This is a genomic window from Gilliamella sp. Choc6-1 (genome assembly GCF_001690385.1).
Classification (GTDB): Bacteria; Pseudomonadota; Gammaproteobacteria; order Enterobacterales; family Orbaceae; genus Gilliamella; species Gilliamella apicola_A.
On record NZ_LZHI01000023.1, the window covers coordinates 40,102 to 63,245 of the forward strand.

Genomic DNA, 23,144 nt, shown 5'->3' on the forward strand with positions numbered 1-23,144 from the left:
CGTTAATGTGTATCCTTGTGTAAACAGTCAGCCATCATTTGCCAATGATGAGTAGTACTGGCATCAATTTCATTGTTATCGCTAAAAATTTTACATCCACCAATTTCAATATTAGGATCAGCAACTAATTCCCAGTGATATTGTTTTTTTTCATCATTAAATATTGGTTCTAACCATTGCAAATCTGTTGGATTGAGATGCAGTGAAATAGGTTGAGAAAAAATCGGTCTTTGCTCAATAAACGTGTTTAAGGTGTGCATTAATTGCTTTTGTTTTACTTTGGAAATCGTACCAACGGTTTTTTGTGCAGCAGCTAATGCTAAATCAAACAATTTTGGGACAATTAATTCATCAATATCATTAATTGATTGCTGAAAGTTATTAATTAATTCGCACATTGCCTGCACAGTCTTTATTTTTTCATCATTAAGTTGTTGCTCAATGTGTTCACGACCTTCTTGTTGCCCAAGAAGGTATCCTTGTTTATAACCAGCTTGTTTTCCCTCATCAAAACCTTCGGTTTTACCAGCCTTAAACCCTTCCTGATATGCTTGTGTTATTGTCTCTTGTTTTAGCTGCTCTAAGACTTCTTGTGTTATTTTTTCAGTGCTCTTTGTTTCCATTGAATTTGATTCAGGTTCACTGTCATCAATGGTTTCAATGCTAATTTGTTCATCTGTTTGTGATGGCGTTGATATAGATAAATTCTTGAAAATCAAAGGTTTCCAGTCTGATTTATCTGATCGATTAAACATACTCATCATCACCGCTACTTAAGATAACTTCACCACTTTCGGCTAAACGACGCGCAATAACCAAGATTTTCTTCTGTTCGGTTTCAACTTGAGATAATCGCACAGGCGGTCTGTTTTCTAGATCTTCACGTAAAATAGATGCTGCACGTTGTGACATATTGCTTAATAGCTTGTCGCGTAATGCCGTTGATGCACCTTTTAATGCAATAATAAGCGTTTCGTTATCAATGTCTTTAAGTAGGCGTTGGATACTTCTATCATCAACTTCCACCAGATTTTCAAATAAGAACATTTCATCAATAATTTTTTGTGCAAGCTCACTGTTATAATCGCGCAATGCATTGATAACTAACTCTTCTTGCTGTGATTTCATTAAGTTAATAATTTCTGCTGCGGTACGTATTCCACCCATATTGCTTAGTTTGATATTTTGACCATGTAATAACGTTGATAAAGAAGTCGATAATACTTTGAGTGCTGACGGTTCCACGCCACCAAAAGTTGCAATACGTAACATAACATCATTACGTAATTCATCATCAAATAAGTTCAGAATTTCGGCTGCTAAATCGCGATTTAAGTGAACTAAAATAGTGGCAATAATTTGTGGATGCTCTTTTTTAATTAGATCAACTGCTCGAGCAGCATCGACAAAATTAAGCATTTCAAGCCCGTCAGTTGCTTCTTCTCGATCCGTTTCTAACAATTCATCGATTAAACGATCTGCTTTTTCGGCTCCAAGTGATCTTTCAAGTACAGAACGTAAATAACCGTTGGTATCGGTATTTAATACGGCACATTCTTCGAGGGTTTTTTGACACTCATTAAGGATACTTTTTAATTGTTCCTGTGAAAGTTGCGGTAGTGACATCATGGCACTACTAATCTGTTGTACTTCTTTAGTGTTTAAGTATTGCATGACTTGTGCAGCAAGCTCTTCACCTAATACCATTAAAACAGTGGCAGCTTTTTGCAATTCGCTTAAATTCATTATTCTATATCCTCCTTGTTTATCCAATCACGAATAATTAAAGCCATTACACGAGGATCTTTTTCAACAATTTTTCGAATATATTGTTGCTGATGCATATTATCTTCAAATATTTTTTGTTGCTGTTTGCTGTGCGCTTTATAATCTAATTTTTCATCACTTACGCTTGATTGTGAATCGGATGTTTTTTCGCTAGTGATAAATAGTTGGCGTTGTAACTTCAGCCAAATACCACGTAAAACTTTGCGCCATAGTATCCAAGCAATGAAAATAAAGATCAGATATTTAATGCCTGATTTGGTCATATCATAAAATTCTTGAGTTTGCCAAAAGGCTAAGCTTTCGTTTTCTTCTGATATTTGGTCAGTAAATTTTAAATTAGCGACGGTTAATGTATCACCGCGTACTTCAGAAAAGCCCATGGCTTGACGTGCTAATGCTTCAATATTTTTTAGTTCATCACTATCAAGTTTGACCCATTTTTCTGTTGTTTTATCTTCATCTGATTGTTCTTCATTATCATCTTTACCCTCAGCTTCCGTTGTTATAAATTTATAATTTACTAACACCGCAACGGATAAGCGTTTAATTCGCCCTTCAGGGATTTTGCTATGAACAACTTGCCTGTTTACTTCAAAATTAAATGTATTATTTGATTGTAAATTATAGGATTTTTTATTGTCTTCCGATTCTGCTGATTCTGTTTTTCCATCAATTGGTGCGCTTGGTATGGGTACAGGTTGATTAGATAATGCACCAGGTACGCCACCAATATTAGTATGATTAGCTAATTGGCGATTTTCAACTTGTTGTTTACTACGAATTGTTTGATTTGCGATATCACTATTAGGGTCATATATTTCTGATGTTGATTCTTGTCGGCTAAAGTCAATATCAGCATTGACTTGTACCATGACATTTTTTTTCCCTAAAATCGGAATAATAATTTTTTCAACACGTTCTCGGACATTATTTTCAATTCTTTCATTAAATTCTAATTGAGCAACATTCGCATTTCTGCCTTGGTAGCTATCGCCTGTTAATAAATGACCATGCTGGTCGATAATGGTTACTTTATCTGCCTGTAATTCAGGTACACTACTTGAAATCAAATGGATAATGGCATCGATTTGACCTTGTGATAAGCTGCGACCTGGTAATAATGTTATAGCGACTGACGCAGAAGGGGGTTTTCGTTCCCTAACAAATAACGAAGGTTTGGGTATTGCTATATGTACACGAGCGTCATTAATGCTGCTAATGATTGAAATTGTTCTTGATAACTCACCTTCTAATGCTCGTTGGTAATTAATTTGTTCATTGAATTGGCTCATACCAAAGGTTTCTTTATCAAGCAATTCAAAACCTACCGCACCACCTTTAGGTAATCCTTGTTGTGCAATACGCAAGCGGGTATCATAAATTTTGTCGTCAGGAATTAAGATAGTTGTGCCCGATGATGAAAATTTATAAGGTATATTCATTTTATCAAGTTGGCTAATAATTTCTCCACCATCTTTATCATTTAAATTACTGAATAAAACGCCATAAGACTCATCTTTTATCCATAAATAAGCTAAACAGATAATCGATAGAATAACTACACTTACAATAAGAAGTAGCATCTTTCGATTTTGCTTTAGTTTGTTGATAAAAGGTAGTTTATTTACTATTGATTCGTCTTTAGTACCGACAGTTTGGCCAGCCATAAAAATCCTAACGCTAAACTAATTAGATTAATTCTAGGGTCTATTATCTGTGTATTTAAAAAAATCAATAGTTAAAAAAGCAAAGTCTTTTCCCCTTACTTAAAGGTTTTAGATTTTTAGTTGTATGTTAAATTGCTTGCTATGTTGACCAAAACAAATACAAGTAGTTTTTATATTAATGAATATTTTGAACGATTTTAATGGTATTACACCAATAAAACTAAACCAAATCACGAATTTTCCACAAAAACAACCAATATCAGCAGATAACCATTTTTTGGGTGAACTAAAAAATGCATTAAATAAAATAAGCCAAGCTCAAATGCAGGCAAATCAAAAAGCGCAAGCGTTTGAAATGGGGGATCCTAATGTTGCATTAAATGAAGTCATGGTCGATATGCAAAAATCATCGGTTTCATTGCAGTTTGGTATTCAAGTCCGTAATAAATTGGTTGCAGCTTATCAAGAAATTATGAATATGAATATTTAATTGATTTCATCGCTAGTAAACCATAACTTATTAATAAATAAGTTATGGTTTTAGTATATTTTTAATATGGTTTATTTATTTTAAATTAATTGTGCTATTTGTTGATAATTGGCAATTTTCGTTTGGTGGCTGATATTTGTTCCTATCAATGTACCTAACTGCCTATGACGTGCGCTGAGTAATTGTATTAGTTGTTGTTGATAACTTAAGATATTTTTTATATACATGGCTATCATGTCTCGATGCTGAGCGGGGAACATCTCTGTTTTCTCTAGCATTCCTGTTTTCATTAGGTTTTCTGATAACTGTTGGTATTTTTCTTGCCAAGTGGTTAATAAATCCCAATCTTCACTTTGGGCATTAATTAACATTTGTTCAACAATATAATTAAATTGTTCATATTGTTCTAATAAGTTATTTCCTTGCATAATTATCCTATTTTATTTAGCAATCTCACGCCAAGACTCAGCAATATTGTTGAGCAAATCAAAACAAGTTTGCAATTTTTCTTGATCATTATGCAAATTAGCCAGTAATAATTGTTGGCTAATATAGTGATATAAGCGATCTAAATTTTCAGCAATTTCACCACCTTTTTCGAAATCTAGGCAGCTTTTAAGCCCATTATCAATAATATTAATCGCTTTCGAAATTGCAGTACCTTTGCCAGCAATATGACCTTTTTGAATATACAAACTAGCTAGTTTAATTGCGTTAAGAGCCTCATCAAATAGTAATACAATTAACTGATGAGGTGATGCTTGGCTAACACGCGTTTCTAAATTCACTTGTTTATAAGCTTGTGATCCACCTGTATACATTTTATTTCCTTATTTCTTCGAGTTTGCCATCATGTCAAATTGGGTTGTTAAATAATTACTCATGCTATCTAACTCATTAATTAAAATATCCAATTTGGTAAATTGAACGCGATAACGCTCAATAGTTTGTTCGATGGAATTGCTTACCTGTTCGTGACGTTTATCTAATGATTTTAAAGTGGAATTTAACCCATTAGTTGCTGAATCAATCATGCCATCATTATCAATAAATCCGCTTACTTTTTCAAAAAGTTCATTGGCAAGTCCAGTTGCGTTATCATCACCTGTAAATAGTATTGCCACCGCATCACTATTTTCATTAAGTGCTTTTTTTAGTTCATTTTCGTTAATCTTTAAGGTGCCATCTTTATCCATGTTAATGCCGATTTGTGCTAGAACAGAAAGTTCACCAGGCTGCCCTTTAGCAAATATTGTGCGGATACTTTGATCAATATTACGTAAGGTTGAATCTCCAATAAGTGGTCCATTATCGTTATTTAATTCGTCTGAATTTGTATCATTCATGGTGAATTTTGTTAACGTTGATATCGTTGTTTGTAATTGATTAAATGCCTCTACCCATTCTTTAATAGCTTCTTCAGGTTTTTCATTATCAGCGGTTATAGCAAGGTTTTGGCTAGTTGTTGTGGTTTCTTTTAACGTAATATCAACGCCACTAATGACATCTTTGACAGTATTAGAGCCACTAGTTATAGCAATGCCATTAAACGAAAATTTAGCATCTTGCGCTTTTGTCACTTCTGTCATGTGGGTATTGTTAGGCTGATTAATATCAAATCCAATAATATTATTTAAGGTTTCATCGTCTGATGAAATAGACGTAATACTTTGTTGTTCACCTGTTTCTTTCGATGTAATGACTAATTGATAGCCATCTGCTCCTGAACGAACAATGGTTGAATTCATTGTTGACGGACTTGTTGTGCCATCTTCATTAGTCATTTGGGCATTGTTAATCGCATTGGCTATTGCTTCTAATGATGTCTCATCTTGAGATAAAGTGACATTAAGTGTTTGACCATTTGCTTGTTCAATAGTGATAGTTCGAGTTTGATTATCATTACCTAATTTAGCGTTTTTATCATTGAGTGGCGAAGTTGCTATGCCATGAGACGTTGCTAACTGATCAATGTTAATAGCATAATTACCTAACACTGCTTTGCTGTTTACTTTCACTGAAAAATAATTGTCATTACCACCTGTCGCGGTTCTACTTTGAAAAAGCTCTTTTTTCTGAAGTTTTTGTGTTGCACTATTAAATGTTGTTAGCGCACTTTTTAATTTACCAAAACCACTAATTTTTGCATTAATGGATTTTTGTTGCGTTGTAATTGGCGTTAGACGTGTTTTTTCAGCTGCTTCTAATTGGTCTAAAATACTATTAAGATCAATTCCAGAGCCAATTCCTAATGCGCTCATTGCCATGATTTATTCTTCCTATAACAATTATTTAATTAATGCACCTTATATCGACCAGTTTTTCCAAAAATTTAGCCATCATCTCAAGATTTATTTAATACATAGAAATATTTTTATTTTTTGAATGAAAAAGCATCATTAAGTAGATTGTTTAAAAACGACATTAACAAAATGATTTATTTATAAATATTGGTTGTTTTTATGACTAAAATAGCGCTTTTAAAAAAGATAATTATTAAAAATATTAAAGTTTCTTATTTTGTTACCGATAAATTATTTATCAGCAAAAATATTGAACATATTTTTCAATATGTCGTTGATTTAAAAAATTAAATTAAAGGAGATAAAAATGGCACAAGTAATTAATACTAATACTATGTCTTTAATGGCAAGAAATAACCTTAACAATTCACAAAGCGTTCTTAGTACTTCTATTGAACGTCTTTCATCTGGTATGCGTATTAATAGCGCAAAAGACGATGCAGCAGGTCAAGCAATCGCTAACCGATTTTCATCAAATATTAAAGGGTTAACTCAAGCTGCTCGTAATGCAAATGATGGTATTTCACTTGCGCAAACTACTGAGGGTGCGCTAAATGAAATCAATAATAACGTACAACGTATCCGTGAATTAACCGTACAAGCGGCAAATGGAACCAACTCTGAAAGTGATTTAGTATCAATTCAAAATGAAATCGATCAACGTTTAGATGAGATCGATCGCGTTTCTAAACAAACTGATTTTAATGGTTCAAAAGTATTGTCTGAAGATAAAACACTTAAAATCCAAGTAGGTGCAAACGATGGTGAAACCATTGAAATCAATTTGAAAAAAATTGATAGTACTGAACTTGGTTTAAATGCATTTAACGTATCTGATACACCAACAGCCGATCCATTAAAAACTATTGATGCTGCGTTATCAAAAATCGATGCATTACGTGGGCAGCTTGGTGCGGTACAAAACCGTTTCGAATCAACTGTAACTAATATAAATAATACTGTAAATAACTTAAGTTCTGCGCGTAGCCGTATTGAAGATGCTGATTACGCAACAGAAGTATCAAACATGACTCGAGGTCAAATTTTACAGCAAGCAGGTACTTCTGTATTAGCACAAGCGAATCAAGTGCCACAATCTGTTCTTTCTTTGTTACAGTAATTTTTATTGTTGTAAGAATTTATCTATCTGATTCTTTGAGCACTTCAATTATGTAATTTAGCCATAACGGCATTTTTAATGCTGTTATGGCTAATAATTGTAATTACCCAATTTTTATCCCTTTATTCCTGTCATTAAATTATCATCTTATCGTCATAATATTATTAAGCATTTTTTTAAAATGGGTTAAAAAAAATGGGTGATAGTTTATATAACTCGCAAGGTGTAGTGAATCAAACCGATTGGCAACAATATGTCCATTTAGTTCGTAATGAAGCATTAAAACTTGCCGTTCGTTTACCCACAACAGTAGAGTTGGATGATTTACTGCAAGTCGGTTATATCGGCTTATTAGATACCATCAAGCGTTATGATGCTTCGCAAGGCAATACTTTTGCAACTTTTGCTATACCAAGAATAAAAGGCGCCATGTTAGATGAACTTCGGAGTCGAGATTGGTTATCAAGGCAAACTCGAAAACAAATTAAAGATATTACCTGTGCTATTAATGAATTAGAGCAAAGGTTAGGTACCACACCAAGCGATTATCAAATCGCTGAATATTTACAATTGTCGATTTATGAATATCGCAAGGCTTTGTTGGATTCAAATTGTAGCCAGATTTGCTCTTATGATGAGATGCAGAAAAAATTGGGGGATAGTATTGATGCTATTATTGATCATGGCGAGGATCAAGATCCTTTTTTGTCTGTTATCAATGAAGAAATTTGCGATCAAATAACCCAACAAATTGAAAACTTGCCTGAAAAAGAAAAAATGATTTTAGCGCTTTATTATCAAGAGGAACTCAATTTAAAAGAGATTGGAAAAGTAATGGATATTAGTGAGTCTAGGGTAAGCCAATTACATAGCCAAGCGATAAAAAGAATACAAAGTAAAGTGAAGCCATAGAAAAATAAAATTAAACAGCGTAAAATAAAGTGTAATTAAACGAAAATAAATTGAAATGATTTTTTTATTGACCTTTTTCGTTTAAAAATGTAACTTTATATATAAAAAAACAGTTAATGTTGTATTTTTGCTGTTTTTGTTTTTTTAATGCGAACTAAAGATAACTAAGATTGGTGATTAAATTGGGTAACATACTAGAGAACGATATTCTTAAATGTATACATCATTTGAATCTTTCAACATTGCTGTTAAGCCAACGGATGCTTGAGAAAGATAAAGTTATGGGGATGTATCGATTAGGTATTGATGAAGAAACTGCTGACATACTTAGTAATTTAACTGCGTCGCAAATGTTAGTTTTATCTGAAACAAATCAATTAAATTTTCAATTACGATTTGAAAATTCAGAAATGATTAAAAAACTAACTGAAGACTCTCGTGTTAGCGATATTAAACAGATGCATACAGGGATTCTTTTATCTAGTTTACTATTAGACTCAATCAATAAGTAGGTAGGTAAATAGAATGAGATGTACAAGTATTGTTCAAAAATATAAAGAGGTACAATTAGCCATTCGTTTAATTTCACTGGGTGCAAGAATCCAAATGCTTGAAAGTGAAACAAATTTAAGCCGTGGAAAATTGATTAAATTGTATAAAGAAATTCAAGGTTGCCCACCACCTAAAGGTTTATTACCTTTTTCAACCACGTGGTTTATGACATGGGAACCAAATATTCATTCTAGTATTTTTTATAATGCTTATCATTTTTTAGTGAAGCATGGCACAAAACCAGGTATCCACACGATTTTAAAAGCTTACCAGCTTTATTTAGAACAATGCCCATTTGCTCACAATGAAGAGCCCGTGTTAGGGCTAACTCGGGCTTGGATTTTAGTCAAATTTGTTGAAAGTAAAGTAATGCAACAATCTTGCTGTAAAGAATGCAAGGGGCGTTTTATTACTCATGCTTATCATCCACACAATAGTTTTGTATGTAGCTTATGTCAACCACCATCTAGAGCAGAAAAAAATCATAAGACACATAAAGATAATCACGCTAAATGTTTGCAGGTACTATCCATTCCTAATAGTTTTAATACAGCGTTTGCAAAGCAGGTAGCAAGTTAAATAAATTTTAGGAATAAAAACCTATTTATTGTTATTTTATGGAGAAATAAGAAAGCCAATGCTAATTATTATAGGATATATTGTTGTTGTCGCCTCTGCTTTACTTGGCTATGTGCTAAGTGGTGGTTATTTAGCGGTCCTTTTTCAGCCGTTAGAATTTCTTATTATTGGGGGATCGGCTATCGGAGCCTTTATTGTCAGTAATGAAAAAAAAGTAATAAAAACTACACTTAACGCCTTAAAACAATTATTTAAACCTTCGAGTTTTAATAAAACGCTTTATTTAACATTAATTAATCTAATGTACACTATTTTGACTAAGATTCGCCAAAATGGTTCATTATCCATTGAAACTGATATAGATAACCCTCAGGAAAGTGAACTATTTAAACAGTATCCACTTATTTTAGCCAATTCTCGAATCTTAGATTTTATAACAGATTATTTTCGGTTGATAATTAGTGGCAATATGGATGTGTATGAAATTGAAGCACTAATGAGTGAAGAAATTGAAACTTTTGTGCATGAATTAGAAAAACCAGTTAGTGCCATTTCGAGTATTGGTGATGGGTTGCCTGCATTTGGTATTGTTGCCGCTGTTATGGGCGTAATTAATACCCTTGCTCAAGCGGATAGACCAGCAAGTGAGCTAGGTGAGTTAATAGCACACGCTATGGTTGGAACGTTTTTGGGTATTTTACTTGCTTATGGTTTTATTTCTCCTTTGGCGGCTTTATTAAAGCAACGAAATGCTGACTCAGTCAAAATACTTGAGTGCGCCAAAGTTATATTGATTGCAAGCATGCATGATTATGCTCCACAAATTTGTATTGAATTTGGACGGAAAATGATATTTTCTGATGAGCGTCCATCTTTCTTTGAATTAGAAAAATATATTCAAGAAGTTAAAGATAAGAATACCAACCAAAATCAAAATAATTAACAATGAAAAATAGCTCAATAAGAATTATAACTCGAAAAAAGTCGGGACATGGTGAAGGGCATCATGGTGGCTCTTGGAAAATCGCTTATGCTGACTTTATGACAGCCATGATGGCGTTGTTTTTAGTAATGTGGTTAATAGCCAACTCAACCCCACAACAGTTACAAGGTATAGCTGAATACTTTAGAACGCCATTAATTCTGGGGCAAAATGGTGGTAACAATATTAGTGACAGTGAAAGCCCTATTCCTGGTGGTGGTAAGGATGTTACTCAACAACTTGGTGAAGAAAGAAATGATATTGCTCACCTAGAGGAGCAATATGAATTGGAAAAAAAACATCTTGAACAGATAGAGTTAATTGAAACAGCCCGTAAAATCTTCGAGATATTTGAAATAGATCCACGCCTAAAAAAGCTAGCACCTAATTTAATTATTGAATTAACTGAAATGGGACTACGTATTCAAATTTTAGCCTCAGATGATAAACCAATGTTTGATATCGGTAGCGCAGCTATTGATCCCAATATGCGAGAAATTTTGCGTGCATTGGCACCTATTATCAATTCATTACCCAATAAAATCACTTTGTCTGGTCATACTGATGAGCGTCAATATATAACAGGGGACCGTGGTTATAGTAATTGGGAATTATCAGCTGATAGAGCCAATTCATCAAGAAGAGAGCTGATTGCTGGTGGATTAGATTCAGGTAAAATTATTCGCATTATCGCACTTGCTGATACTGTTGGCTTAAACAATCCAAATTATAGTAATGACGCCAATCGCCGTATTAGTATCTTAATTTTAAATAAAGCAGCGCAACAATATATTGAAGAAGAAAATAGTATGACAGGCATTGATTTTTTAAGGCAATCAAAGCCAATTGAAGCAAAATAATCACAATAGATGTCTATTATGAAAAATAATAAATGAGTTTATTTGTTGCAGGTATTAAAAATTTTTCAAAAATTACTAAAGTTTTGAGAAATTAAGCCGATATAAAAAATAATCTATTTAGCTTTATTGATATTATTAATAAAAATTATATTTAGGAGTTTTTTTATGTCAAATTCATTGATGAATACGGGTATTAGTGGATTAAATGCGGCGCAAAATATGCTTAATGTAATTAGTAATAATATCAGTAATGCCCATACAGCAGGTTACAATCGTCAACAACAAGTTTTAGCCCAAGCTAATGGAACGCATCATAATTTTGGCTTTGTTGGCAATGGCGTATCAGTCTCGGCAGTTAACCGTGCTTTTAATCAATTTGTAGTAGGACAGTTGCGTCAATCGGAATCACAAAGTGGTTCAATAAAAGCTTATTATAATGAATTATCTAAAGTTGATAATCTATTAGCCGAAAACGAAACTAGCCTTTCATCTCAAATGAATAATCTTTTTACAAGTTTAAAGAAATTAACTTCAAATGCAGGTGATGCATCAACAAAGCAAAGTGTTATCAGTGATTTGACCTCTTTAGTTGCGCAGTTTAACAAAACTGAAAATAGTCTGAAAAATCAAATTGCTAATATAAATACAGAGCTAACCAATAATGTTGATCAAATAAATACTTATTTAGAGCAAATTGCTGAGTTAAATCAAAAAATATCAAAATTACAAGCTGTAAGTGGTGGCAATGAACCCAATGCATTGCTTGATCAACGTGATCAACTAGTTAATCAGTTAAGTGAAATAATAGGCATCACCGTTACCGAACAAAATGGACAATATAATCTGTCGTTATCTAACGGTTTAAGTTTAGTGCAAGGCTCGTCAGTGAATTTATTATCAGTTCAACCTTCGCAAGAGGATCCTTCACTCAATACTATTATTTATACGCATAATTCTGGTGCAACTCAAGAACTGACAAGTCAAAATATTGCATCAGGCCGATTAAATGGAATATTAACTTTTCGTGATGGACCACTTTCTCAAACGCGCAATCAATTAGGCTTAATTGCACTCAATTTAGCTGAGCGTTTTAATGAAGTACATATGTCTGGGGTCGATATTAATGGTAATGCTGGTGAAAAATTATTTGATTATCGCCAACCGAGTAGTATCACCAACTCTAAAAATCAAGGGAATGCTGTAGCTAAAATTCATTTTGATTCAGTTAACAATGTAAAAGCGTCTGATTATAGAATCGAATTTAATGGAAGCGATTGGGTTGTAACAAGGCTATCTGATAATCAAACTATTACTCCCCAAATTGAGAATGGTAAACTGGTTTTTGATGGTTTATCGATCGAAATAACCGGTAATCCGGTTAAAGGTGATTCTTTTCTAATTAAACCTGTTGCTGATATTGCTTCGTCATTAGAGTTGTTAGTCAAAGATGTAGATAAATTGGCAACCGGTATTGATGATGAAGAAAATGGTGCTGGTGATAACCGCAATGTGACTAAATTGTTAGATATACAGAATGAAAAATTAATTAATGGAACTGCCACACTAAGTAGTGCTTATAACAAGTTGGTTAATTATATTGGTAGTGAAACACAAACTTCTAAAGTTTCAGCACAATCAAGCCACAATATAACGCAACAGATTTATGAACAAAATCAATCAATATCTGGTGTAAATCTTGAGGAAGAATATATCTCTATGCAGGTTTATATGCAATATTATCAAGCTAATGCAAAAGTTATTGATGCCGCAACAACGCTATTTGATACCATTTTAAGTTTAGCTAAGTGATAAAAGGATAAAAAATGCGTGTAAGTACCAATTCAATGTATCAAAAAAATTTAAATAGCATTTTAAATACCAATAATAAGTGGCAAAAATCAGGTTTACATTTAGCAACGGGTAAAAAGATTTTATCCCCTTCTGATGATCCGATGGGGGCTGCACAGTCATTAATCTTAAAGCAGGCACAATCTAGAAATGGTCAATTTCAAGCTGCTCGTGAAAGTGCTGATAAGTCACTTAGCCGCCAAGATACCATATTGAAAGAAGTTAATACGGTAATACAAAACATTCAAGAAATGTTAGTTTATGCTGGTAATGAAACATTAAATGACGAGAACAGGCGTGATCTTGCTAATAAATTACAAGGCTTAAAAGATCAACTTGTTGCTTTAGCGAACTCTAAAGACACTAATGGTAACTATTTGTTTGCTGGTAATAAAAATGACACTCCTCCTTTTGTTGTTGATGAATCAGGTCAGGTCAATTATGTTGGAGGCACAACCACTATTAATGTTTTTATCGATGATTCACGTGAAGTATCACTTAGTTTCACCGGTGTTGAAGCCTTTATGTCAGGGTCTACTGTGAAGCTGCCAGACGGTTCGCCTGCAGAAAGCAATATATTTGCTAGTATCGATTATGCTATTGAGGCTTTAACGCTCGAACTGGGTGACAATAATGAAGATACCATTAAACAATTTAGAGAAGGCTTATCTAAAGCAAGCTGTGGCGTTGATAACTCTTTTGATAATATTTCAACCCTCAGAGCAAAAGGGGGATCGGTATTAGAAGAAGTGGACCGATTAACAACACTCGGTAAAACTTTAGATATCGAATTTGAAACACAAATTAGCCAAATTGAAGACGTTGATTGGTACGAAGCCATTTCAGATTATGTAATGCTACAAGCGAATTTACAAGCAGCCCAATATACATTTATGACAATGCAAAATATGTCATTGTTTCAAATGAAATAAGTTGGAACAAATCAATTTACCTACAATAATTAATAACAATAATATATATCTACAATGTTAAGGAGGCACAGCCTCCTTTTTTATCGTTCAAAATAGCGTTAATTATTCGGCTCATTATCAGTACTTAGTTTTGTAATATTTTAGTTCAATAATGTGCCGCTTATTTATTGAATGCTAATTGTTTAAATCCTGATATAGTTGTGATGGGTTTAGTTTTGGCAATTTGTTCGATGCGATTAATGATCTGGATAAGTTTATCGCTATAATTCGGATCCGTTGCGTATTGGGCTTCTTGTAATGCTTTGGCGGCGGTTCTAGCATCGGGTGCGGTTGCCACTGCACGGTAACGTGGGGTTTTTGTCAGTAGGTTGACATAGTCGATTAGTGCCTGTTTTTTATTTTCGTAAATTTTAAAATTATCTTTAATTTTTGTCATGGTATTATTGACAAATTCATGGGTAGTTAAACGGGTCGAATTGCCATTCCATGATGATGTCGCTTTGATACCAAAATAGTTATAGCTGGATTGATTATCCGCTGTTTTTATCTGCTTTTGTCCCCAACCTGTTTCTAAAGCCGCTTGTGCAATAATCACTTCATAAGGAATACCAGAGCTTTTGGAGGCTTGTTTGGCTGGTTCTAGCCATTCTTGAACAAATTGTATGACGTAATCTTCGGCAATATAGTTAAGCGATTCTTTCTCATGTATGTTATTTGTAGAGGATTGAGTTTTGGTATTTAGACTGTGGTATATCATTTGTCCCAGAGCTTGAGGCGATAAGTTAGTCGATGAGGTATCACTAAATAATGATTTTGCTAAATGTAGGTTTGTCTGATTGTTACTAGAATTAGCTTGTAAATTATTATGAGTATTTACATTAACAGACGGCGATGTTTTAGATATTAACTGTTTGGTAATGATCTCAGCTAATCCTAGACCTTTGCCCGCAGCTTGTTGTGAAATTTGCTGATCAAACATTGCTGTAAAAAGCTGTGTTGTTGATGGGCTAAATAAACCACCTTCCGGTACAGCTTTTCGCATGTTTTGCATCATCATATTAATAAATATGGATTCAAATTGTTTTGCTACTTGTTTAATACTTTCAGTAGAACCAGTTATAGCATTGCGTTTTAACTGGTTTAGTCCCGATAAGTCGTAAGCAAATCGATTGAATTGTTGGGTAATTTTATTATTCATTACATACTTTCTTTTTGATGTTTTTAGCCTCTTTAAACAGTTTTAAATCGTTTCAAGTGCTGCGTGTAGGCAGCCGGCTTTTTTTAATGCTTCAAGTATCGACATTAATTCAGTCGGATTTGCTCCTAATACATTCAGCGATTTAATGACTTGGCTTAAATTAGTGCCTGGAGCTACTTTATGTAAAGCACCGCTGTCTTGCTCTATTGTAATTTGTGTTTCTGGTACGACTGCAGTTTCGCCGCCGGCTAATGGTGTATTTGGTTGATTTACTTTAAGATTATTGTTGATGACTACCGATAAGTTGCCGTGTGCAACCGCACAATTATCCAGTTGTACTTTCTGATTCATTACCACTACTCCTGTTCGGGTATTAATCACAACTTTAGCTGAAATAGGTGTAGTGCCAATTTCAAGATTTTGTATGCGTGAGAGTAATTTTACGCGTTCTTGGTTTTCTTTAGGCATTTTGACAGAGACGGTTATACCATCCATGGCCACAGCCGTATTTTTTTGTAATTTATTAATGGCTTCAGATATTTTTAAAGCACGTGTAAAATCAAACTGATTAAGGTGTAAATGGATAATGTCTTGCTCATCTAATCGGGTTGATAGTTCTCGTTCTATAATTGCCCCACCAGGGATTGTAGCTCCTGAGGTTTGATTCACCGTAATACTACTTCCACCACCGCTTGCGCCCATTCCACCAATAAATAGATTACCTTGTGCAATGGCGTATATTTGGTTATCCGCTCCTTTTAGGGGCGTCATAATTAATGTGCCGCCACGTAAACTTTTGGCATTACCAAGCGAAGAGACAATTACATCGATTTGTTGACCTACGCGTGCATAAGGCGGTAGTTTGGCTGTGACCATAACTGCGGCAACATTTTTTAATTGCATATTACTACCAGTTGGAACGGTAATCCCCAATTGAGATAACATATTGGTAATGCTTTGTATGGTAAAAGGTGTTTGTGAGGTTTGGTCACCGGTTCCGTCAAGTCCGACAACAATTCCATAACCCACTAAGGCGTTATCTCGAACCCCTTGTATGGTGACCAAATCACGGATACGCTCGGCATAACTGTAAGGTACAATTGTCAGTATCATGATGGTTATGCAAATAATTGGGTAGAATTTTTTAAGCATAATGATATTCATTAAAAAGGTGAAAGATTTAAAAATAGGCGTTGTAACCAACCCATAGTTTGCACTTCGTCAATGTAACCATTACCCACATATTCAATACGCGCATCGGCAACTTGTGTTGAAATAACGGTATTATTACCACTGATTGTTCTTGGGTTAACCACACCAGAAAAGCGAATAAATTCTGTTCCTTGATTAATCGCGATCTGTTTTTCACCTACGACCTGTAAATTACCGTTTACCATGACATTTTTAACGGTGACGGTTATAGTGCCGCTAAAGGTGTTTTTAGCATTGGCTGCGCCCGATCCTTTAAAGTCACTGTTGCCCGACATTTCGGTGTCGGCTTTGTTGCGTCCTACTAAACCATCTAAAAAGGTAGGAATGGTTTTGGCAGTTAAATTAACTGCACCATTTCTTCCTGCATTTATCGAAGAGCTTTTGCTGGCGCTGACATTTTCTTGTAGGATGATTGTTAATACGTCACCAATATTGCGCGGGCGGCGATCTTCAAACATAGGTTGATAACCAAAACTGCTTGGTTGTGCCGCCTGGTAGATAGAGCCTGTAGTATTCACAATTTCGGGTATTTGTGGCACGATACTGGTTTCGCCTTTAATTAAAGATTTTTTAGGCAATTGTGCACAACTAATTAAAAATAATATGCTAACAAGGCAAAAGTATCTCATGATTTTTATCATATTATTTGATTTATAATTGATTTAACCGCTGTAACATCTGGTCAGATGCTGAGATAGCTTTGCTATTTATTTCATATGCTCGTTGCACTTGGATCATATTAACTAGTTCTTCGGCAACATTCACATTTGAGGTTTCTGTATACCCCTGATATAACAGCCCAGCACCATTTAACCCTGGGGTATTTTCAGTTGGTGCACCTGAGCTTTCAGTTTCTAAATACAGATTTTCTCCAATACTTTCAAGGCCTGTGTCATTAATGAATGTATGTAAAGTAAGTTGACCAACTTGAATTTGTGTTGATTGGTTAGCCAATGTTACATTAACCACACCATCCCGTGCCACCGTCATTTTAGTTGCATTTGAAGGTATGCTAATGGTTGGTTGTATTTCATAACCAGCAGCTGTCACCAATTGACCATTTTGGTTAACTTGAAATGCACCACTACGGGTATAAGCTTGAGTGCCGTCTGGCAATAATACTTGGAAAAAACCTTGTCCGTTAATGGCAATATCACTACTATTATCAGTTAATTCTAAATTTCCTTGGCTATGAATTCGCTCTGTTGCAACAGGGCGAACACCTGTTCCAATTTGTAACCCCGAGGGTAATGTAGTTTGCTCTGAAGATTGAGCGCCTGGTTGCCGAACGGTTTGGTAGAGTAGATCTTCAAATACCGCTCGTTGTCGTTTAAAACCACTGGTGCTGACATTAGCTAAATTATTCGAGATAATATCCATATTTATTTGTTGTGCCGTTAATCCTGTTTTGGCAATCCATAGTGATTTAATCATTGATTACTCCTAATTAAGTTAGAGATAAAATTTGATTGGCTTTTTGTGCATTTTCATCAGCGGTGGTAATCTCTTTTATTTGCATTTCAAACTGACGAGAATGACTAATCAAATCAATCATCGAGGTGACTGGATTGACATTACTGCCCTCTAACACTCCTGACATCAGTTTGGCGTTAGGGTTGTCTTGTAAAACTGCACCACGTGCATTGCGCGTTTCCTCTGTGAGTTGAAAAAAGCCATTATCTCCACGAATAATTTCATTATGTTCTAAATGTACTTTTTTTATTTTACCCGCTTGGGCAATAGTGGTTGGTTTATCACCTGCACCTAACGCGGAAAGTGTACCATCAGAGCTAATGCTGACTTGAGAACGCTGTGGTACGGTTAATACACCGTTATCGCCAATGAGTGGATAGCCTTGAATATTAAGTGTACCATTTTCGTCGATTTGTATTGCACCATTTCGTGTATAAGCTTCGCTTCCATCAGCTAATTGTATAGCTAGCCAGTCATTTTCAGACAGTGCGACATCTAGGTTTCGTCCAGTATAATTAAAAGCCCCCATAGTTGAGTCAAAACTTGGTGTGGTTGCTGTTACCATGGTTCGTGTTTGCATACTATTTCCTACTATAGGCACCGCTTTCATTGCGGTTAGCTGTGCTCGAAACCCAGTAGTGGTTACATTCGCTAAATTATGTGTGGTGATTGACTGCTGGGACAGTGTTTGACTTGCCCCTGACATAGCAGTGTAAATAACCCTATCCATAAATAACCCTCACATTAACGCAAATTAACTAATGTATTGAGTATTTGATCCTGCGTTTTTATCGTTTGTGAATTAGATTGATAATTACGTTGTGCAACAATCATATTTACTAACTCTTGACTCATATCAACATTTGAAGATTCAAGTGCTCCACTTGTTAACGAGCCAAATGTCCCAGAATTTGCCACTCCTAACATTTCATCACCAGAATTAACTGTCGAACGCCAATTATTATTTCCTGCTGATTCTAAACCGTTAACATTAGAAAAATCAGCCATGGCGATTTGACCTAATAACATCGTTTGTTGGTTAGAATATAGCCCATAAATAGAACCATCATCATTAATGCTATAACCCACTAAATTACCTGGTGCATAACCATTAATGATTGGCGTTTTAATACTACCGACTTCTTTGCCCATATTTTGCTGAGTGCTATTGGCTAATGATAAGGTAAAGGTATTATCAGTAGATCCATTTAACCCATTAATATTAATTGTCATTTCAGGGTCACTAATTAATTTACCCGAAGAATCAAATTCCATTTGTCCTAATTTTTGTAAACTTCCATCAGGATCACTGCTATCAAGATAATGCACATCCCATTGATTATCAGCAGTTTTAACATAAAATATCTGAATATTACGTTGATTACCAAGCGAGTCATAAGTGGTAATTGTTGTAGAATAATTAAATGTATCGGCATCAAGGGGATTAACGGGTTGTTTTGCGGGAACTTCACTATTGGAATTTAAGTTTGTTTGCAAAGAAGCCTTTGTTGTCGCTGATGCATTTAACATTTGTTGAGAAATTTTTAATGGACCCGGTGCTGCGCCTTGTTGCACTTGAGGCGGGGTACCTGTTGCCAGATAACCTGTCAATTGAAGCCCATCCGCTGAAACAATATTTCGCTCAGCATCTAATTGAAATTGTCCATTGCGGGTATAGTAAATTTGACCATTACTATCAACTAAACGAAAAAATCCATTACCAGAGATAGCAACATCTAAACTGTTATTTGTTGTTGTTGCTGTGCCATCGTTAAAATTTTGGATCACACTAGCTACTTTTACGCCCATTCCGACTTTCGAACCTGCATAAATATCAGCAAATGAGACGCTTGCACTTTTAAAGCCAACTGTTGCAGAATTAGCAATATTATTGCCAATCACATCTAATTGTTTTGATGCAGCATTCATACCACTTACTGCTTGAGAAAATCCCATAAAACTTTATCTCCTTTAAAGAATTTGACGAACTTCGTCAATACTAATTGAACCCAGTATTCCTAAATCAAGTAATACTTTATTATTAACTTTACTATTGATAACACCATATACCATCGAATATGCTAATGATGTTGATGATACTTTTTTTCCGTCGTAACTAGCATTGACTGAAAAGGTATAGCTGCTATCAGGTGCTATAGTTCCATCAGTTAACATGCCATCCCAAGTAAATGAGCTTACTCCAGCAGGAATTGCCCCCAAATCAACTTCACGTACTATGTTGCCATTTTCGTCTTGAATAGTGATGATAACGCTGTCGGCATCGTGCGTTAATTCAAATCCAAATGGTGTGGTTACTGTTTCTTTTTCCTTTTCGGTTTCTTCTAGTTCGGATGTAGCAACTAAAATTTTATTGCCCGGCACCATGACACCACGACCAATCATATTACTAGCATTAACAGATAAGCTATCATCAATTTGCCCAGAAACCATTCCTAACGTTGTATTAAGCCTTTCTATTCCGGCTAATGTGTTGATTTGTGCTAGTTGTGATGTTAACTGGCTGTTATCCATTGGGTTAGTTGGATCTTGGTTTTTCATTTGGGCAATAAGGAGTGTTAGAAAATTATCTTGTAATTCCTTGCTTGAGTTACCGTCAGATGAGTTTTTTGTTGTTTGTGGACTTTTTATTCCTGATGATTCTGAAACAGCAAAATTAGTAACACCCATGAATTACTCCTTTTTATTGTCCTAGTGTTAGTGTTTTTAACATTAAATTTTTGGCAGTATTAATCACTTCGACATTTGCCTGATAACTGCGTGATGCTGAGATCGTATTGACCATTTCAGCAACTACATCAACATTGGGTTTTTGAATGTAGCCTTTTGCATCTGCTAATGGATGATTAGGTTCATACACTAAATTCATTGGCGTGGGATCTTCAATGACTTGTGAAACTTTGACCCCAGCAATTGGGTTGTTTTTACCATTATCATCCACTTGAAAGATAACTTGTTTAGCGCGATAGGCTTCGCCGGAGGTACTAGTAATGCTATCTGCATTAGCCATATTACTAGCGCTGATATTCATGCGTTGGGTTTGTGCCATTAATGCTGAACCTGAAATGGCAAAAATAGAAAAACTCATTACGATTACCCCTTCTGTAATACTGAGATTATATTTTTAAATTGCTCACTTAAAAAAGTTAAATTACTTTGATAGTGAATGCTATTATCAATAAATTCCGTACGTTCTTGGTCCATTTCTACTGTATTACCATCTGCGGCAGACTGATATGGTATACGGTATAGAATTTCTTGATTAGTAGCGTTTTGCATGGGTATTTGCAGATGATTATTAAATGTTGTGTTAAGCACGACATTATTTATCTTACTTTGATTTTTAATTGCTTTGGTTAGCTCTGCATTAAAATCAATATCACGAGCTTGATAATTAGGGGTGTCGCTATTAGCAATGTTTGCAGCCAATATGGTCTGTCGCTTTTCCCGTATATTTAATGCGTGTTGGTGAAAATTAACCCATTTATCTAATTTATCAAACATAAAATCATCTCACTTTTTTGATAGCAAGGATTTTAAGTGAAGCAAAAAAATATCATCGTATAAATAACGATAAAAATTGTCCTTATTTCAAAATTCAATAAATTTGTTCATCAAGTAATATATGTTTATAAAAAATTTTAAAAATTAGTAGATATGATAATAATCGTTAGATTAATTTTGTTAATTATACTGTTATTTAGCGCAAATATTGCTGTAGCTGATTCACTTGAAGACGAGGTTAATAAATTAATTTCAAAGCATATAAATTATCAATTTGATAATATTGTAATAACCTATACTTCTCCTAAACCCGAATTAACTTGTATTGAGCCTAAATTAGCGTTAATAAATAAGAAAAAAAAGTGGGGTTTGATGACCATTAGTGCTAAATGTGGAAAGAAAACCCAATATTTTCATATAAATGTTGCTGTTGAAGGTGGTTATGTTGTGGCTAATCAGGCTATTGGTGCCGGTAAGGTAATTACACCAGAACATCTGAAAATACAAATTGGTCGTCTTGATACACTCCCGTTTGCGGTGATTTTAGATAAAGAGCAAGTTATTAATCATATTGCGTTAAGAAACATCGATCTTGATGAGCCTATCCGAACCTCAATGTTACAAAAAAATTGGCAGGTTAAAGCTGGGCAGAATGTTAATGTGATAATTAATGGTCAAGGGTATCAGATAATGGCTAGTGGTAAAATCTTGAATAATGCGGTATTAGAAGATAACGTTAGTGTTAAATTGCATTCTGGTAAGATTGTTGAAGGTAAGTTGACTTGTCAAGGTGTGATAATTTTTGATAAATAATATTAATGATTTTTTCATTATTGCCGATAATTAAGCTAAACAAACCATTTAAATCTTAACTTTGATTAAAGGTAATTTTATGAGCATAGATGCAACAAAATCTGTTATAAACATATCAGGATTATTGAGCCGTGATGTCATCAATGAGCAGCAAAAAAAACAGACTGTATCTGTACAGGCAAAAAATAATATAAACGTGAGTAATAATGTAAGTTTAACACAAAATACTACAACACTTTTACATTCGACTGGTAAAGATATTGATGTAGAAAAAATTGAGAGTATTAAACAAGCCATTGCCAATGGCACATTAGTAATTGATACCCAGAAAATTGCCGACGAACTTATTAAACAAATGTTACAAAATATCGAATAATAGAGTTGAAGGGAAATAAAAATGTTAGAATTAGATAACATCTTAAATAAAATAACAAGAATGTTACAAACACTCTCAGAAATTCTGCAAACAGAGCAACAAATATTGATTGAAAATAGTTTAACAAATCAATTAAATGAAATTATTAATAAAAAAAGTCAGTTGCTTATACAATTAAAGTTACTGGATGAAAAACGTATAACGTTAAGTAAACAGTTCAATATTCACCCCCCTTATAGTGAAGAATCAACAATTGCAGCCCATTGGCAATCTATTACTGAAACAACAAAATTATTAGCAAGCATTAACCGAGATAATGGTTTGATTATCCAAAATCGAATGGATAGAACACAGCAATCAATTAATTATCTTAAAAAGATTAATAACCCTGTTATTTATACCAATAATGGCTATCAACAAACGGAAATAATTTCATCAAAACGTGCTAAAGTGTAATTCATTTGAATTTTATTGAGTTAAACGAGATAAATACCTAGTAAATTATCGCCTTTTTAAG

27 protein-coding genes are annotated in these 23,144 nt (G+C 34.3%); 12 read left to right on the forward strand and 15 right to left on the reverse strand.

Annotated features, from left to right (window positions below; translation table 11 throughout):
- Positions 1 to 2 precede the first annotated feature (2 nt).
- Genes A9G36_RS02780 through fliF form a run of 3 tightly spaced genes read right to left on the reverse strand, consistent with a single transcriptional unit; the run spans position 3 to position 3,455 of the window.
- Positions 3 to 755: a flagellar assembly protein FliH gene (locus A9G36_RS02780; RefSeq protein ID WP_176701006.1), complete on the reverse strand. Its 753-nt coding sequence runs from the start codon at positions 753 to 755 to the stop codon at positions 3 to 5.
- Positions 748 to 1,746, reverse strand: a complete 999-nt coding sequence (fliG, locus tag A9G36_RS02785; RefSeq protein ID WP_065568826.1) for a flagellar motor switch protein FliG — start codon at positions 1,744 to 1,746, stop codon at positions 748 to 750. The genes A9G36_RS02780 and fliG overlap by 8 nt, the downstream gene beginning before the upstream one ends.
- Positions 1,746 to 3,455 (reverse strand): flagellar basal-body MS-ring/collar protein FliF, encoded by a 1,710-nt coding sequence (fliF, locus tag A9G36_RS02790; RefSeq protein WP_065568827.1) that lies wholly within the window; start codon positions 3,453 to 3,455, stop codon positions 1,746 to 1,748. Before fliF ends, fliG begins: the two co-directional genes overlap by 1 nt.
- Before the next feature lie 178 nt (positions 3,456 to 3,633).
- Between fliF and fliE the strand changes: the two genes are divergently transcribed.
- Positions 3,634 to 3,945 (forward strand): flagellar hook-basal body complex protein FliE, encoded by a 312-nt coding sequence (gene fliE / locus A9G36_RS02795; RefSeq protein WP_034947227.1) that lies wholly within the window; start codon positions 3,634 to 3,636, stop codon positions 3,943 to 3,945.
- A gap of 80 nt (positions 3,946 to 4,025) precedes the next feature.
- Here the strand turns inward: fliE and fliT are convergent, their stop codons facing one another.
- From fliT to fliD, 3 genes are read right to left on the reverse strand one after another with little or no spacing between them, the layout of a single operon-like run.
- Positions 4,026 to 4,373 carry a flagellar protein FliT gene (fliT, locus tag A9G36_RS02800; RefSeq protein WP_034947224.1) on the reverse strand — a complete coding sequence of 116 codons (348 nt, stop codon included), beginning with the start codon at positions 4,371 to 4,373 and terminating at the stop codon, positions 4,026 to 4,028.
- 12 nt (positions 4,374 to 4,385) lie between these two features.
- Positions 4,386 to 4,766, reverse strand: coding sequence for a flagellar export chaperone FliS (gene fliS, locus A9G36_RS02805; protein ID WP_034947221.1), 381 nt, complete (start codon positions 4,764 to 4,766; stop codon positions 4,386 to 4,388).
- A gap of 9 nt (positions 4,767 to 4,775) precedes the next feature.
- The gene (gene fliD / locus A9G36_RS02810) at positions 4,776 to 6,212 is read right to left on the reverse strand and encodes a flagellar filament capping protein FliD (RefSeq protein ID WP_081296661.1); all 1,437 of its coding nucleotides are present in this window, start codon (positions 6,210 to 6,212) and stop codon (positions 4,776 to 4,778) included.
- Positions 6,213 to 6,555: 343 nt separating this feature from the next.
- Between fliD and A9G36_RS02815 the strand changes: the two genes are divergently transcribed.
- The 8 genes from A9G36_RS02815 (at position 6,556) to flgL (ending at position 14,033) form a co-directional block, all read left to right on the forward strand.
- Positions 6,556 to 7,368, forward strand: a complete 813-nt coding sequence (locus A9G36_RS02815; RefSeq protein ID WP_034947215.1) for a flagellin N-terminal helical domain-containing protein — start codon at positions 6,556 to 6,558, stop codon at positions 7,366 to 7,368.
- Positions 7,369 to 7,563: 195 nt separating this feature from the next.
- Entirely contained in the window at positions 7,564 to 8,280 is a 717-nt protein-coding gene (locus A9G36_RS02820; RefSeq protein ID WP_034947212.1) for an RNA polymerase sigma factor FliA, read from the forward strand.
- Between the two features lie 173 nt (positions 8,281 to 8,453).
- Positions 8,454 to 8,792 (forward strand): flagellar transcriptional regulator FlhD, encoded by a 339-nt coding sequence (gene flhD / locus A9G36_RS02825; RefSeq protein WP_237745936.1) that lies wholly within the window; start codon positions 8,454 to 8,456, stop codon positions 8,790 to 8,792.
- Positions 8,793 to 8,805: 13 nt separating this feature from the next.
- Positions 8,806 to 9,411: a flagellar transcriptional regulator FlhC gene (gene flhC / locus A9G36_RS02830; RefSeq protein WP_051825338.1), complete on the forward strand. Its 606-nt coding sequence runs from the start codon at positions 8,806 to 8,808 to the stop codon at positions 9,409 to 9,411.
- A 58-nt stretch (positions 9,412 to 9,469) separates the two neighbouring features.
- The gene (motA, locus tag A9G36_RS02835) at positions 9,470 to 10,354 is read left to right on the forward strand and encodes a flagellar motor stator protein MotA (protein WP_065568829.1); all 885 of its coding nucleotides are present in this window, start codon (positions 9,470 to 9,472) and stop codon (positions 10,352 to 10,354) included.
- Between the two features lie 2 nt (positions 10,355 to 10,356).
- On the forward strand, positions 10,357 to 11,253 hold the full coding sequence (motB, locus tag A9G36_RS02840; protein WP_065568830.1) for a flagellar motor protein MotB: 897 nt from the start codon (positions 10,357 to 10,359) through the stop codon (positions 11,251 to 11,253).
- A gap of 165 nt (positions 11,254 to 11,418) precedes the next feature.
- The gene (gene flgK, locus A9G36_RS02845; RefSeq protein ID WP_065585374.1) at positions 11,419 to 13,062 is read left to right on the forward strand and encodes a flagellar hook-associated protein FlgK; all 1,644 of its coding nucleotides are present in this window, start codon (positions 11,419 to 11,421) and stop codon (positions 13,060 to 13,062) included.
- A 14-nt stretch (positions 13,063 to 13,076) separates the two neighbouring features.
- Complete coding sequence (flgL, locus tag A9G36_RS02850; RefSeq protein ID WP_034947203.1) at positions 13,077 to 14,033, forward strand: flagellar hook-associated protein FlgL; 957 nt, start codon at positions 13,077 to 13,079, stop codon at positions 14,031 to 14,033.
- Between the two features lie 160 nt (positions 14,034 to 14,193).
- On the opposite strand, the gene flgJ is transcribed toward flgL, so the two are convergent.
- Genes flgJ through flgB form a run of 9 tightly spaced genes read right to left on the reverse strand, consistent with a single transcriptional unit; the run spans position 14,194 to position 21,438 of the window.
- Positions 14,194 to 15,231 (reverse strand): flagellar assembly peptidoglycan hydrolase FlgJ, encoded by a 1,038-nt coding sequence (gene flgJ, locus A9G36_RS02855; RefSeq protein WP_065585375.1) that lies wholly within the window; start codon positions 15,229 to 15,231, stop codon positions 14,194 to 14,196.
- A 42-nt stretch (positions 15,232 to 15,273) separates the two neighbouring features.
- Positions 15,274 to 16,383, reverse strand: coding sequence for a flagellar basal body P-ring protein FlgI (locus tag A9G36_RS02860; protein ID WP_065585385.1), 1,110 nt, complete (start codon positions 16,381 to 16,383; stop codon positions 15,274 to 15,276).
- A gap of 11 nt (positions 16,384 to 16,394) precedes the next feature.
- Positions 16,395 to 17,084, reverse strand: a complete 690-nt coding sequence (locus A9G36_RS02865; protein WP_034947200.1) for a flagellar basal body L-ring protein FlgH — start codon at positions 17,082 to 17,084, stop codon at positions 16,395 to 16,397.
- Positions 17,085 to 17,094: 10 nt separating this feature from the next.
- Positions 17,095 to 17,877 carry a flagellar basal-body rod protein FlgG gene (gene flgG, locus A9G36_RS02870; protein WP_065568833.1) on the reverse strand — a complete coding sequence of 261 codons (783 nt, stop codon included), beginning with the start codon at positions 17,875 to 17,877 and terminating at the stop codon, positions 17,095 to 17,097.
- 13 nt (positions 17,878 to 17,890) lie between these two features.
- On the reverse strand, positions 17,891 to 18,646 hold the full coding sequence (locus tag A9G36_RS02875; protein ID WP_065568834.1) for a flagellar basal body rod protein FlgF: 756 nt from the start codon (positions 18,644 to 18,646) through the stop codon (positions 17,891 to 17,893).
- 14 nt (positions 18,647 to 18,660) lie between these two features.
- The gene (gene flgE / locus A9G36_RS02880; protein WP_065585376.1) at positions 18,661 to 19,872 is read right to left on the reverse strand and encodes a flagellar hook protein FlgE; all 1,212 of its coding nucleotides are present in this window, start codon (positions 19,870 to 19,872) and stop codon (positions 18,661 to 18,663) included.
- A gap of 15 nt (positions 19,873 to 19,887) precedes the next feature.
- On the reverse strand, positions 19,888 to 20,604 hold the full coding sequence (locus A9G36_RS02885; protein ID WP_065585377.1) for a flagellar hook assembly protein FlgD: 717 nt from the start codon (positions 20,602 to 20,604) through the stop codon (positions 19,888 to 19,890).
- A gap of 13 nt (positions 20,605 to 20,617) precedes the next feature.
- Positions 20,618 to 21,022: a flagellar basal body rod protein FlgC gene (flgC, locus tag A9G36_RS02890; RefSeq protein WP_034947185.1), complete on the reverse strand. Its 405-nt coding sequence runs from the start codon at positions 21,020 to 21,022 to the stop codon at positions 20,618 to 20,620.
- Between the two features lie 5 nt (positions 21,023 to 21,027).
- Positions 21,028 to 21,438 (reverse strand): flagellar basal body rod protein FlgB, encoded by a 411-nt coding sequence (gene flgB / locus A9G36_RS02895; RefSeq protein WP_034947182.1) that lies wholly within the window; start codon positions 21,436 to 21,438, stop codon positions 21,028 to 21,030.
- Positions 21,439 to 21,591: 153 nt separating this feature from the next.
- On the opposite strand from flgB, the gene flgA reads away from it, so the two are divergent.
- From flgA to A9G36_RS02910, 3 genes are all read left to right on the forward strand, one after another.
- Complete coding sequence (flgA, locus tag A9G36_RS02900; RefSeq protein ID WP_065585378.1) at positions 21,592 to 22,251, forward strand: flagellar basal body P-ring formation chaperone FlgA; 660 nt, start codon at positions 21,592 to 21,594, stop codon at positions 22,249 to 22,251.
- A 79-nt stretch (positions 22,252 to 22,330) separates the two neighbouring features.
- On the forward strand, positions 22,331 to 22,627 hold the full coding sequence (gene flgM / locus A9G36_RS02905) for a flagellar biosynthesis anti-sigma factor FlgM (RefSeq protein ID WP_034947177.1): 297 nt from the start codon (positions 22,331 to 22,333) through the stop codon (positions 22,625 to 22,627).
- A gap of 21 nt (positions 22,628 to 22,648) precedes the next feature.
- A complete protein-coding gene (locus tag A9G36_RS02910; RefSeq protein ID WP_034947175.1) occupies positions 22,649 to 23,083 on the forward strand; it encodes a flagella synthesis protein FlgN in 435 nt (144 codons plus the stop codon).
- Positions 23,084 to 23,144: the final 61 nt, after the last annotated feature.

Bases quoted from the DNA above. Each gene is read 5' to 3' on its own strand.
- fliT (WP_034947224.1), bottom strand. From the start codon at position 4,373: ATGCAAGGAAATAACTTATTAGAACAATATGAACAATTTAATTATATT.
- fliF (WP_065568827.1), bottom strand. From the start codon at position 3,455: ATGGCTGGCCAAACTGTCGGTACTAAAGACGAATCAATAGTAAATAAA.
- A9G36_RS02815 (WP_034947215.1), top strand. From the start codon at position 6,556: ATGGCACAAGTAATTAATACTAATACTATGTCTTTAATGGCAAGAAAT.
- A9G36_RS02910 (WP_034947175.1), top strand. From the start codon at position 22,649: ATGTTAGAATTAGATAACATCTTAAATAAAATAACAAGAATGTTACAA.
- A9G36_RS02885 (WP_065585377.1), bottom strand. From the start codon at position 20,604: ATGGGTGTTACTAATTTTGCTGTTTCAGAATCATCAGGAATAAAAAGT.
- motB (WP_065568830.1), top strand. From the start codon at position 10,357: ATGAAAAATAGCTCAATAAGAATTATAACTCGAAAAAAGTCGGGACAT.
- flgE (WP_065585376.1), bottom strand. From the start codon at position 19,872: ATGGGATTTTCTCAAGCAGTAAGTGGTATGAATGCTGCATCAAAACAA.
- fliG (WP_065568826.1), bottom strand. From the start codon at position 1,746: ATGAATTTAAGCGAATTGCAAAAAGCTGCCACTGTTTTAATGGTATTA.
- A9G36_RS02875 (WP_065568834.1), bottom strand. From the start codon at position 18,646: ATGGATAGGGTTATTTACACTGCTATGTCAGGGGCAAGTCAAACACTG.
- A9G36_RS02780 (WP_176701006.1), bottom strand. From the start codon at position 755: ATGTTTAATCGATCAGATAAATCAGACTGGAAACCTTTGATTTTCAAG.
- flgA (WP_065585378.1), top strand. From the start codon at position 21,592: ATGATAATAATCGTTAGATTAATTTTGTTAATTATACTGTTATTTAGC.
- flgK (WP_065585374.1), top strand. From the start codon at position 11,419: ATGTCAAATTCATTGATGAATACGGGTATTAGTGGATTAAATGCGGCG.
- flgB (WP_034947182.1), bottom strand. From the start codon at position 21,438: ATGTTTGATAAATTAGATAAATGGGTTAATTTTCACCAACACGCATTA.
- A9G36_RS02865 (WP_034947200.1), bottom strand. From the start codon at position 17,084: ATGATAAAAATCATGAGATACTTTTGCCTTGTTAGCATATTATTTTTA.
- fliE (WP_034947227.1), top strand. From the start codon at position 3,634: ATGAATATTTTGAACGATTTTAATGGTATTACACCAATAAAACTAAAC.
- fliD (WP_081296661.1), bottom strand. From the start codon at position 6,212: ATGGCAATGAGCGCATTAGGAATTGGCTCTGGAATTGATCTTAATAGT.
- A9G36_RS02820 (WP_034947212.1), top strand. From the start codon at position 7,564: ATGGGTGATAGTTTATATAACTCGCAAGGTGTAGTGAATCAAACCGAT.
- flgG (WP_065568833.1), bottom strand. From the start codon at position 17,877: ATGATTAAATCACTATGGATTGCCAAAACAGGATTAACGGCACAACAA.
- fliS (WP_034947221.1), bottom strand. From the start codon at position 4,766: ATGTATACAGGTGGATCACAAGCTTATAAACAAGTGAATTTAGAAACG.
- flgJ (WP_065585375.1), bottom strand. From the start codon at position 15,231: ATGAATAATAAAATTACCCAACAATTCAATCGATTTGCTTACGACTTA.
- flgC (WP_034947185.1), bottom strand. From the start codon at position 21,022: ATGAGTTTTTCTATTTTTGCCATTTCAGGTTCAGCATTAATGGCACAA.
- flgL (WP_034947203.1), top strand. From the start codon at position 13,077: ATGCGTGTAAGTACCAATTCAATGTATCAAAAAAATTTAAATAGCATT.
- A9G36_RS02860 (WP_065585385.1), bottom strand. From the start codon at position 16,383: ATGCTTAAAAAATTCTACCCAATTATTTGCATAACCATCATGATACTG.
- flgM (WP_034947177.1), top strand. From the start codon at position 22,331: ATGAGCATAGATGCAACAAAATCTGTTATAAACATATCAGGATTATTG.
- flhC (WP_051825338.1), top strand. From the start codon at position 8,806: ATGAGATGTACAAGTATTGTTCAAAAATATAAAGAGGTACAATTAGCC.
- motA (WP_065568829.1), top strand. From the start codon at position 9,470: ATGCTAATTATTATAGGATATATTGTTGTTGTCGCCTCTGCTTTACTT.